The sequence below is a fragment of the Achromobacter sp. genome (assembly GCF_036567245.1).
Lineage (GTDB): Bacteria > Pseudomonadota > Gammaproteobacteria > Burkholderiales > Burkholderiaceae_B > Achromobacter.
In genome coordinates this window covers 1-10,813 of the sequence record NZ_DATCUY010000327.1, presented here as the reverse complement: position 1 = coordinate 10,813, position 10,813 = coordinate 1, and the positions used below count along the sequence as shown (strand labels likewise).

Annotated in this window: 13 protein-coding genes; 2 read left to right on the top strand and 11 right to left on the bottom strand. The window is 64.2% G+C overall.

Annotation, left to right across the window (positions count from 1 at the left end; translation table 11 throughout):
- The 5 genes from VIR09_RS14325 to panD all read right to left on the bottom strand — a co-directional run.
- On the bottom strand, positions 1-403 hold a 403-nt coding region (locus VIR09_RS14325), incomplete at its 3' end, for a TrbG/VirB9 family P-type conjugative transfer protein (protein WP_332013468.1).
- Between the two features lie 190 nt (positions 404-593).
- Positions 594-1,934: an extracellular solute-binding protein gene (locus tag VIR09_RS14320; RefSeq protein WP_332013467.1), complete on the bottom strand. Its 1,341-nt coding sequence runs from the start codon at positions 1,932-1,934 to the stop codon at positions 594-596.
- Between the two features lie 4 nt (positions 1,935-1,938).
- Complete coding sequence (locus VIR09_RS14315) at positions 1,939-3,195, bottom strand: D-amino acid dehydrogenase (RefSeq protein WP_332013466.1); 1,257 nt, start codon at positions 3,193-3,195, stop codon at positions 1,939-1,941.
- A 186-nt stretch (positions 3,196-3,381) separates the two neighbouring features.
- Positions 3,382-4,428 carry a CDP-6-deoxy-delta-3,4-glucoseen reductase gene (locus tag VIR09_RS14310; protein ID WP_332013465.1) on the bottom strand — a complete coding sequence of 349 codons (1,047 nt, stop codon included), beginning with the start codon at positions 4,426-4,428 and terminating at the stop codon, positions 3,382-3,384.
- A 63-nt stretch (positions 4,429-4,491) separates the two neighbouring features.
- Complete coding sequence (gene panD / locus VIR09_RS14305) at positions 4,492-4,860, bottom strand: aspartate 1-decarboxylase (protein WP_332013464.1); 369 nt, start codon at positions 4,858-4,860, stop codon at positions 4,492-4,494.
- A gap of 209 nt (positions 4,861-5,069) precedes the next feature.
- Here panD and sugE point away from each other — a divergent pair, with 209 nt between their 5' ends.
- Positions 5,070-5,387, top strand: coding sequence for a quaternary ammonium compound efflux SMR transporter SugE (gene sugE, locus VIR09_RS14300; protein WP_332013463.1), 318 nt, complete (start codon positions 5,070-5,072; stop codon positions 5,385-5,387).
- A gap of 25 nt (positions 5,388-5,412) precedes the next feature.
- Here the strand turns inward: sugE and VIR09_RS14295 are convergent, their stop codons facing one another.
- The 6 genes from VIR09_RS14295 to VIR09_RS14270 form a co-directional block, all read right to left on the bottom strand.
- Positions 5,413-6,285 carry an MOSC domain-containing protein gene (locus VIR09_RS14295; protein WP_332013462.1) on the bottom strand — a complete coding sequence of 291 codons (873 nt, stop codon included), beginning with the start codon at positions 6,283-6,285 and terminating at the stop codon, positions 5,413-5,415.
- 94 nt (positions 6,286-6,379) lie between these two features.
- A complete protein-coding gene (thpD, locus tag VIR09_RS14290; RefSeq protein ID WP_332013461.1) occupies positions 6,380-7,306 on the bottom strand; it encodes an ectoine hydroxylase in 927 nt (308 codons plus the stop codon).
- Positions 7,307-7,327: 21 nt separating this feature from the next.
- Positions 7,328-7,732 carry an ectoine synthase gene (locus VIR09_RS14285; RefSeq protein ID WP_332013460.1) on the bottom strand — a complete coding sequence of 135 codons (405 nt, stop codon included), beginning with the start codon at positions 7,730-7,732 and terminating at the stop codon, positions 7,328-7,330.
- Positions 7,729-9,036, bottom strand: coding sequence for a diaminobutyrate--2-oxoglutarate transaminase (ectB, locus tag VIR09_RS14280; protein ID WP_332013459.1), 1,308 nt, complete (start codon positions 9,034-9,036; stop codon positions 7,729-7,731). The genes VIR09_RS14285 and ectB overlap by 4 nt, the downstream gene beginning before the upstream one ends.
- A gap of 121 nt (positions 9,037-9,157) precedes the next feature.
- The gene (ectA, locus tag VIR09_RS14275) at positions 9,158-9,718 is read right to left on the bottom strand and encodes a diaminobutyrate acetyltransferase (protein WP_332013458.1); all 561 of its coding nucleotides are present in this window, start codon (positions 9,716-9,718) and stop codon (positions 9,158-9,160) included.
- Positions 9,715-10,263 (bottom strand): MarR family winged helix-turn-helix transcriptional regulator, encoded by a 549-nt coding sequence (locus VIR09_RS14270; RefSeq protein WP_332013457.1) that lies wholly within the window; start codon positions 10,261-10,263, stop codon positions 9,715-9,717. Before VIR09_RS14270 ends, ectA begins: the two co-directional genes overlap by 4 nt.
- Positions 10,264-10,523: 260 nt before the next feature.
- On the opposite strand from VIR09_RS14270, the gene VIR09_RS14265 reads away from it, so the two are divergent.
- The coding region (locus VIR09_RS14265) for a MurR/RpiR family transcriptional regulator (RefSeq protein WP_414639424.1) at positions 10,524-10,813 on the top strand (290 nt) is incomplete at its 3' end.

Here is a 10,813-nt window from a genome sequence, read left to right as displayed (position 1 = left end):
CTCTGGCCCCCGTCCCGGCGGCCGCCCTGGCGTCGGCGACCGCTGGCAGGCGTTGCGCACGGGCCGTCAGGCGTCCGCCGCGAAACAGCAGGCCGTTCCACCCTCCTGCCAGCACGACATAGGGGTCGCGCCTCGAGTACGGCAAGGCGCGTTCGCCGTCACTGCCTATGCCGAAAATCGCCGGCAGCGCCTGGCCCGGCGCGAACTGCAACCAAGTTTCCTTGCCGTCGTCGAACACCTGCATGGGCGCAACAGCAGGATCGCCGGACAACTGCCAGTCAAAGCGGAAGCCTTGGGCAGCCTGCCGCGAGGCTTCCCATGGGGATGCGGCCGGACTCTTGCCGGCCCCTGTGCAGGCCCCCAGGCAGGACAGCCCTGCCGCCACGAAGAAGAAACGAACCATGCCTCACCGCGAGCGAAAGGCGCACCGGAATCGATACGCATGAGAGGCATGGTGGACGAGCGGCCGGCTCGTCGCCAGACTGGCATGTACGCATGGATGGTTTGGTCGCGCGGCGGCGAGACAAAAAAAAGCCCGGTCCTGAGACCGGGCTTGCATCAGGGCACGGCGACGTATGCGCCGCCCGCCTGGATCAGCGTTGCGCCGCGATGCTGCGCGCTTGCGTGGCGGCGTTGTTCAGCGCCGCGACCGGCGGCACCTTGCCTTCGAAGGCTTCATTGAGCTGCTGGTTCAGCACAGGCTCGATGCGCTCGTAGTTGGCCATGCGGAAACCGCGGCTATTCGCCGTGGGGTTGGCGCGCATTGAAGCAATCAGCGCCTGGACGCCCGGAATCCGCTCATAGAACGACACGTCCGATGCGCGGAAAGCAGCTTCGGTCAGCGGCAGGTAGCCGGTGCGCTGATGCCATTCCGCCGCGATGACGGGCTTGGACAGCCAGGCCAGGAACTGCGCCGTGGCCTTCTCTTCGGCCTGGGGATGGCCCTCCAGCGCCCACAGCGCCGAACCGCTCACGAACGGCTTGCCGCCGTCCTTGGTCACCTGGTCGTAGTAAGGCAGCGGCGCCACGCCGAAGGACAGCGACTTGGTGTTGAGGAACTGGCCGAATGCGCCCGTGTTGGCGGTCAGCACGGCGCATTCGCCCTTGGCGAACAGCTTGTCGCTGGCGTTGTCGCCCGAATGCGCCATGAACAGCAGCGAACGCTTCCAACTCACCATCAGCGAAATGTGGCGCATGTACAGCGTGTCAAACTGCATGGCAGGCGCGGCGGACTTCTTGGTGACCGCGTCCAGCCCGTTGTTGTTGCTGGTGAACTGCTGGTTGTTGATCGGCGCCAGGTTCTCCAGGTGGACCGTGACCTGGTCGCTGGAGGCGTAGGGGCAGTCGATGTCGGCCACGTCGCGCAGCTTCAGCAGCTCGCCTTGCAGGGCGGTCCAGGTGCGCGCGGGCTTGTTGGGATCCAGGCCGGCCTTCTTGTAGGCGGCGGTGTTGTAGAACATCACCGGCACTTCGGCCATCCAGGGGAAGGCCAGCAGGCGGCCCTTGCTGTCGCGCGTGAAGCTGCTGGTGGCCGGCACGAACCAGTTCAGGTCCTTGATCGGGTACTTGGCCAGCAACTCGTACAGCGGCAGCACGGCCTTGTGTTGCGCGACGACTTCAGGCGAATGGTTGTCGGTCAACTGCAGCAGGTTCGGGCCCTTCTTGGCCTTGACCGCCGAGACGGCTTCCTGTTCCAGCGCGTTGGGCGAGGCGAAGCCGCGCAGTGTCACGCGGACCTGGTCCTGCTCCTTGTTGTATTGCTTGGCGAGCTTTTCGAACTCGGCCTTGTTTGCGTCGGTCAGCGTGTGCCAGACCTGGATGTCGACCGCGGCGGCATTCGCCGCGCCGGCCATCGCCATGGCGGCGCCGAACAACCATGCGCGCCGGCTGGCGAACATCGCGCGGGCAACGCCCGCCAATTGCAGATTCTTCATAGGTTCACAGACCAAGAAAAGGAAACTCCGGTTCCGGCCGCCTTCCGCTGAGCAGATCGGCCAATGCCCGGCCCGAGCCAACGCCCATCGTCCAACCGAGCGTACCGTGTCCTGTATTGACGTACAGGTTGGGGATACGGCTGCGGCCGATGATAGGCACGTTCGAGGGGGTGGACGGGCGCAAGCCCGACCAGTAACTGACGCGTTCGAAATCGAGCGCGTCGGGAAAAAGTTCGCGCGCCAGGCGGGTCATGGCTTCGCAGCGGCCGGTGTTCAGGCTGCGGGAATAGCCCGACAGCTCCGCGGTTCCGGCCATGCGCAGCCGGTCGCCCAGGCGCGAGAAAACGACTTTGTGGCTGCTGTCCGTGAGGCTGACCGTGGGGGTGGCTTCCGGCTTGATCACCGGGAACGTCGCGGAATAGCCCTTGGCGGGATAGACATTGCAAGGCACACCCAGCGGCCGCAGCAGGTACGGGCTGAAACTGCCCATCGCCACGACGTAGGCATCGGCCGACAAGACGCCGTAACGGCCGTCGGGTTCGATGATTTCAATGCTTTGCACCGTGCCGCCCGAGGTCAACAGGCGCGTGGCGCGCGTGCTGTAGCGGAATTCGACGCCGGCCCGGGCGCAATGCTCGGCCAGGGCCACGGTGAACAGGTGCACGTCACCGCTTTCGTCCTCGGGCGTGTAATCGCCGCCGACGATGGTCTGGCGGTGCGGCGCCAGCGCGGGCTCGATGGCGACGACCTCGTCGGTCGAGACCACGCGGCGTTCCACGCCGAAATCGCGCATGAGGCCAGCGGCGCGCTGCGAATTTTCGAATTCGTGCGGATCACGGTAAAAATTCAGGATGCCGCGTTCCAGGTGGTCGTACTGGATGCCGAGTTCCGCGCGCATGCCGCGCAGGGTCGCGCGGCTGTATTCCGCCATGCGGACCATGGCGCGGATATTGGGAGCCAGGCGGCTGGGGAGGCACTCGCGCAGGAACGACAGCCCCCACATCCATTGCCGCCAATCCAGCTGCGGACGGAACAGCAGCGGGGCGTCATCCTGGAACATCCATTTGAGCAACTTGAACGGAGCTTGCGGGTTGGCCCAGGGTTCGGCATAGGAAACCGAGATCTGGGCGCCATTGGCCAGGCTGGTTTCCTGCGCGGGACCGGTGCAGCGATCTATGACCACGACGTCATGGCCGGCCTGGTTCAGCCACCAGGCGCTGGAGATTCCGATGATGCCGCCACCCAATACCGCTACTTTCATGCCCGCATTGCTCCTTGCGTGCCAGCTCGGATCGCCGACCCTATGTCCACGATCCATGGCAAGCTGCTGCCACGGCAGTTTACCCTGGCGCTTTGCCCGCGCCTACGGAATAAAAAGGGGCGGAAGTCACAAACCTTTCCAGGCCCGCTCGTTCCACCCCGTTCGCTCATGCCCTGTTACTCAAGACTAAGGCGCGGCCCGAGCCAGATCGGCTTCGGACGTGAAGGCGTCCGCGTAGAACTCTTCCGCCGGCAGCTCGTTCTGGGCGCTGAATTCGCGCCTGGCGGCGTCCACCATCAACGGCGTGCCGCAGGCGTAGACCTGATGGCCCGACAGGTCGGCGATGTCCTGCATGACGGCTTCGTGGACGAAGCCGGTGCGACCGGTCCAGCCGTCTTCCTGCAAGGCATTCGACACCACGGGCACATAGCGGAAATCAGGCAGCATGCCGGCCCACGACTGCGCCAGCGCATCCATGTAGAGGTCGCGCGGACGGCGTCCGCCCCAATACAGCGCCACGGGGCGCTTGATGTTGCTGTGGATCATGTGCTCGACGATGGCCTTGACTGGGGCGAAGCCCGTGCCGCTGGCCAGGAGCACGACGGGCTTGTCGCTGTCTTCGCGCAGGAAAAAGGAGCCGAACGGCCCTTCCAGGCGCAGGATTTCGCGCTCTTTCATCTGCGTGTCGCCCGCGCCGAACACGTGGTCGGTGAACACGCCGCCGGGCATGTGCCGGATGTGCAGCTCCAGCGGGCTGCCAGTATGGGGCGCGCCGGCCATCGAATAGCTGCGCCGGCGGCCATCCTTCAGGATGACTTCGATGTACTGGCCGGCGTAGTAGCGGAACTGCTCGGAAGCGGGCAGCTGCAGCTTGATCACCGTGACGTCCGGGGCCACCCGTTCCAGCGTCTGCACCCGCGAGGGCAGCTTGCGGATCTGGATATCGCTGGCCAGGCGCACTTCGGTGGATTCGACCACCATGTCGGATTCAGGCCGGGCCTGGCAGAACAGCGTGTAGCCATCGGCCAGTTCCTCGGGCGAAAGAATCTGCGCGGGATATTGGCCCGCGTCGAACTCCCCGGACACCACCCGGCCCTTGCAGGTGGAGCAGGCGCCGTTGCGGCAGCTGTACGGCAGGACGATGCCGGCGGCCAGCGCGGCATCGAGCACGGTCTGGCCGGATTCGACGGGAAATTGGTGCTGGCTGGGTTGGATGATGACCTGGAAGCTCATGATGAAACGATTCAGGGTGTTGGCGGAGCGCTTCGCCGGCGAAGCGCTCCGCCCGGCCCGGCCTCAGGCCGGGAACTTGCGGATTTCCTTGACGCGGTTGGCGTCATCCACCAGGACGACCTGCGGCTTGTGCGTGGCCGAATCGGCCTCGGACATCGGGCCGTAGGTGCAGATGATCATCAGGTCGCCGACCTGGGCGCGGCGCGCGGCGGCGCCGTTCAAGGAAATGGCGCCGCTGCCGCGGGCCGCCTTGATGATGTAGGTGTCGAAACGCTCACCATTGGTGATGTTGTAGAGCTCGATGCGTTCGAACTCGCGCATGCCGGCAGCGTCCAGCAAGTCTTCGTCGATGCCACAAGACCCTTCGTAGTGCAGGTCGGCCTCGGTGACCGTGACGCGGTGCAGTTTTGCCCGCAGCATGATGCGTTGCATTATTGGTATCCTGGTTTCGCGCCCCGGAACGCGAAGTGTTGCAAGAGTGATCCCCGGCACCCGGTTTTGCCGTATGAACCCGCTATTCTATAATTTTTGCCGCAGCGGGACGGCCCGTTGCCGCGCGCGGCCGGACGGCCGGTGCGTTTGATACTGGGGACGGCCCCTCGCGCCGGCGGCAAGCCGGCGACACAAGCGTAGGAGTCGTAATGACCTGGATCATCCTGGTACTCGCAGGCCTGTTTGAAATCGTCTGGGCCGTAGGCCTGAAATACACCCACGGATTCACCCGTTTCTGGCCCTCGGCCATCACCGCCACAGGCATGGCCATCAGCGTCTGGCTGCTGGCGGTGGCGATGAAATCCCTGCCTCTGGGCACTGCCTATGCGGTGTGGGTGGGCATAGGCACGATCGGCGCCTTCGTGGCCGGCATCGTGCTGTTCGGCGAGTCCACCAGCTGGATGCGCATCGCCAGCGTGGCCCTCATCGTGCTCGGCCTGGTGGGCCTGAAGCTGTCCTCGGCATAAGACCCCGGCGGCGGGGCCCGCGGGATCAGAAATCCAATTCGATCCCGACCTCGTCGCCCACCTTCAGGCGCGCGCCTTCGGGCGCGTCGAGGATGGCGTTCTGGCCGAACACCACACCGATCTCCAGATTGCGGTAGCCCGCCAGCGTACGGCCGGGTTCTTCGTATTGCTGGGCGGTAATCTGGTCGATATCGGGAATCGAGCAACGGGTGCAAGGCTTGACGAAAGCCATCTTCACCCCCGCGGCCTCGATCATGGCGGTGTGGTCTTCCTCGAAGGCTTCCCATTCGCCCTGCACGACGATATTGGGGCGGAACCGGTCCATGGGCACCGGCGCCACGCCCTTGGCCTGCAGGCGAACATTCAGATCATCCAGCGAAGCCTGGTTGGCCACCAGCAGCGGGAAGCCATCGGCAAAGCCGAAACAGTGCTGGCCCGCGAACGGCTCCGCCAGGTCGGGATGCGCGTCCAGCCAGCGCGACACCCAATCGGGCTTGGCGTTGCGTTGCGCGGCCGCATCCACCTTGTACAGGCGGCACGGCGTCTTGAGGAAATCGGAAAGCCACTGCCCGGCCGCCGCGCTTTCGCGCCGGCCGGAAGTGGTATCGCTCCAGACGGCCACGGACTGCGCCTCTGGTTCCAGCCCCGAGCCGTCCAGGGCCACGTCCAGATCGGGCATGCCCGGCGCGGACAGGCGCAGCGTATCGGCCGTAAGCGCCGTGCGGATCAACGCCATCGCCGGCCATTGCCGCTGCGTCATGAATTGGCCGTCGGCGCCGATCAGCATCCAGCGGCGATCGTAGGCGAGCCCCGCGCGGTCGATGGGCGATTCGTTCAGCGCGATGCCCGCGCAGGATTTGACCGGGTAGATGTGCAGGCTGAGGATGCGGGCGGACATGGCTTGCGAGATCTCAATGTAGCGGAGTGCGCAGAGAATAGCAGAGGCCCACAAGAAAATGCCCAGGCAGCGCCTGGGCATTTACACAGGGGGTTCAGCCCCCGACCAGCTTCAGGGCATCCAGCGGCGTGACCGCCTTGAATCCCTTGCGCGTCGCGATGTGCTCGGGACGCGGCGTCAGCCCGTACTTGGGCGGGTTCAAGGTGTTGTCCATGCTGTTGTAGACCATGAACACGTTGGCCCGCGGCCAAGGCGAGATGTTGCTGTTGGAGCCGTGCATCGTGTTGCAGTCGAAGAACACCACCGAGCCGGCCTTGGCCGTCATGGAGCGGATGCCGCCCTGCTCCACCAGCAGCTGCAGACTGACAGGATCCGGCACGCCGTATTCCTGTTTCTTCAGCGACTGCTTGTAGTGGTCGTTCGGCGTTTCGCCCACGCACGAGATGAATTGCCGATGCGATCCGGGCACCAGCATCAAGGGGCCGTTGCACTCGTTGTTGTCGGTCAGCAGCACCGAGCAGCTGAGGGCGCGCATCGCCGGCATGCCGTCTTCGACATGCCAGGTTTCGAAGTCGGAGTGCCAGTAGAACTCCTTGCCCTTGAAGCCCGGCTTCATGTTGGCACGCGACTGGTGGATGTACACCTCCGAACCCAGGATCTGCCGCGCCACGTTGACCAGCCGGGGATCGCGCACCAGGCGCGACAGGATGGGATTGAGTACGTGCACCATGAAGATGGAGCGCACCGCATTGCTGCCCGGCTCGGTGATGGACTCTTCGCGGCGGATGATCGAGGGGTCGCGCGTCATGCGTTCGACCTCGGTGGACAAGGCGCGGATTTCATCGTCGGAGAACAGGTTCTCCAGCAGGATGAAACCGTCGCGCTCGTATTGCTCGACCTGGCCGGCATTCAATGCGCCGGCGTACTGGCCATTTTCATAGACCACCGGATCCTGGCGGGCAATGATGGCGGAACTTCGATCCGTACGGGAGGCGTACGGATCCTGTGCAGGTGAGATCATGCGAACCTCCTTGTATGTGTGTCAGGCCGCTTGGGCCTCGGCCTGGGGCAAGGCGTAGACGCCTTCCTTGTCGTGCACTTCCTGGCCGGTCAGCGGCGGGTTGAAGACGCAAATGACGCGCAGCGGCTCCTTGCCGCCGCACAGCCAGTGTTCGTCGTTATCGTTCAGGGCGTAGACCACGCCGGGTCCCAGGTCGTACTTCTTGCCGTCGGCGATGGTCTCGATGGAGCCGTCGCCTTCGATGCACCACACCGCTTCAAGATGGTTCTTGTAGTGGATGTGGGTGCGGCCGCCCGGGAAGATGGTGGTCTCGTGAAAGGAGAAGCCCATGCCGTCCTTCTTCAGCAGCACGCGGCGGCTGACCCAGGTATCGGTGCGGACTTCGTCGGCGGTGCCGATCACATCTTTGACATTGCGTACGATCATTGACGTTTTCCTCCAAATTTCAGGATGCGGGCGGACTGCCCTTCCTCGGCGAGCGCTTCCGCGACGCTGGCTTCGATCACGTCCAGGCCCTTGCTCAGCAGTTCTTCCTCGATGGTCAGCGCGGGCAGCAGCTTCAGCACTTCGTCGTGCGCGCCCGAGGTCTCGATCACCACGCCCTTCTTGAAGGCGTTCTGCGCGATGCGGTTGGCCAGGGCGGGCGTGGCATTGCACACCAGCCCCTGGATCAGGCCGCGGCCGCGCACCGACAGGCCGGCGTTGGGATAGCTGTGCACCAGGTTCTCCAGCCAGTCGCGCACCTGGCGCTCCTTGCGCTGGATCTCGGCGGTGAAGGCGGTGTTGGCCCAATAGGTTTCCAACGCCTGGGTCGCGGTGACGAAAGCCAGGTTGTTGCCGCGGAAGGTGCCGCTGTGGGCACCCGGCTTCCAGATGTCCAGTTCGGGCTTCATCAGCACCAGCGACATCGGCAGGCCAAAGCCGGACAACGATTTCGACAGGGTGATGATGTCGGGACGGATACCGGCAGCCTCGAAGCTGAAGAAGGTGCCGGTGCGGCCGCAGCCGACCTGGATGTCGTCCACGATCAGCAGCATGTCGTGGCGCTTGCACAGCTTTTCCAATTCCTTCAGCCAGCGCAGCGTCGCCACGTTGACGCCGCCTTCGCCCTGCACCGTTTCCACGATGACGGCGGCGGGCTTGTCCATGCCGCTGCTGGGATCTTCCAGCATGCGCTCCAGGTAGGCCATGGTGTCCACGTCCGGACCGAAGTAGCCGTCGTAGGGCATGAAGGTGGTGTTCCCCAGGGCATAGCCGGACGCCTCGCGGAACTTCATGTTGGCGGTCACCGCCAGCGAACCGCCGCTCACGCCGTGAAAGCCGTGGGTGAACGAGATGACGTTGGGACGCCCCTTCACCTGGCGCGCGATCTTCAGCGCCGCTTCGACCGCGTTGGTGCCGGTGGGGCCGGTGAACTGCAAGGTGTATTGCCAGTTGCGCGGCTTGAGCAGCACGCGGTCCACCGTCTCCAGGAAACGCTTCTTCGCGCTGGTGGCCATGTCCAGGCCATGCACCACGCCGTCCGACTGGACGTACTCCAGCAGCTTTTCCTTGAGAACAGGATTGTTGTGGCCATAGTTCAGCGTGCCGGCGCCGCTGAAGAAATCGATGTATTCGGTGCCGTCCTCATCGATCAGGGTCGAGCCCCGGGCCTGGCTGAATATCACGGGGAACGACCGGATGTAGCCCCGTACCTCCGACTCCATCCGGTCAAAGATCTTCAAGTCCATGATTAATCCTCCCTTTCATCTCATAAGTGGACGGACGGCCAGAACCCTTCCGGGAGCGCAAGCGCATCCGGATCGGCCAACCATCCCGGTATTCGATAAGACCGCTGGGCTTGCGCCGCCCCTAGGGGGCCGGCAAGGCGAACGGACCTATCCTCAACAACATCTCGTCGTCATGGTCCGCGCCGCCGAACAGTTGCCGGTCGAAGAACGGCTGTTCGGAGACGTGGGCGCCGTGTTCGCCGGCCAGGCCGGCAAAGCTGCGGCGCGATGCCTGGTTGTCAGGCCCCACCGTGGTTTCGAGATAGCGGACATGCTCGAGACCCTTGCGGCGCAAGAGCTCGCGTAGCATGGCGCGGCCCAGTCGATGGCCGCGTGCGCGGGTGTGCACCGCGACCTGCCAGACAAACAAGGTGTCGGGCCGGTCAGGGATCACGTATGCGGAGATAAAACCGTCGATGCGTCCGCCGGCGCTTTCGGCCAGGACGCAGGTGTCGCGAAAGTGCTCAGCGAGGAGCAGGTACGCGTAGAGGGAATTCAGGTCGAGCGGCGGGCACTCGGAAATGAGGCGGTGGATGGCGGCGCCGTCTTTGCGGTCGGGCAGACGCATGGTATGGGTCTGCGCGCTGACCGCCGGCGCCACGGCACTTGAGAGGGTTGGGGTATCCAGTTCGTTTTTCTTCATGCAACGATTCCCGATTCAGGGGGTGCCCCGCCCGTGGGCACTTCAAGGATGGGCGACGACACATCGGCATGCGTCTCGACGGCGGCCTGGCCGTCCTGTTCCATGAGCGCCACGATGCGCTCCAGGGACAGCGTGATGGTGGCCTGTTCCAGTTCGGGCAAGGCATTGAGCGCGTCGGCCAGGTGCTTTTGCAACGGCGACGGCGCGGCTTGCGCCAGGTCACGGCCCGCGTCGGTAGCCGTGACGAATACGATGCGGCGGTCTTCCCGGCCGCGTTCGCGGCGGATCAAGCCCTTGTCTTCCAGGCGATCCAGGATTCCGACCACGGTGCTGGGACTGACGTGCATTTCGCGGCTGATGGCGGTGGCCGTCATCGGCCCGTTGGCGATCACGGTGCGCAGGCACATCAGCTGCGGCGCCGTAATGTGGCTGACGGCGGACAGCTGGCGCGAATGCAATGCAATGGAACGCGTGATGCGGCGCAAGGCCCGCAAGATGCGCAAATCATATTGCTGTGAGGGATCGGATTTCGCGGCGTCAGTCATGGGAAAAAGAAGGTTCGGTCAAATTCATTTCTACACAAATGATATGCGCACGATTCATTCCCGTCAAACAAAAATCCCGTTGCATGATGTAAGTAAATAAGCGCTGATTTGCGGAAAATAACAGCGGATTTCATGGACTTACCTGCGCGGCGCCTCTTCTGCCCAAGCCTGCGTTCTAGGTGGAAATCCTTAGAAAAACATATGTTTTTAAATTTTCTACGGATTTATCATATGTTTTTTATTGCTGCCTGCCGCCGTACATGTCCCTGCCGTCCGACCTCCTCCTGACCCTCCAGGAAAAACTGGAACAGTTGCCCCCGGAACTACAGCGGGCGGCGCACTGGGTCGTGGCGCATCCGGCCGAGGTCGGCTTGTGGTCCATGCGGCGCCAGGCGCAGACCCTGGGCGTGGCCCCGGCGACGATGCTGCGGCTGGCGCGGGCGGTCGGATTTTCCAGCTACGAGGATTTCCGCCTGCCGTTCCAGCAGGCCTTGGCGGGACAAGCCACGCCGGGGCTGCGCGACCGCGCCGCTGCCTTGCAGGCCGCGGC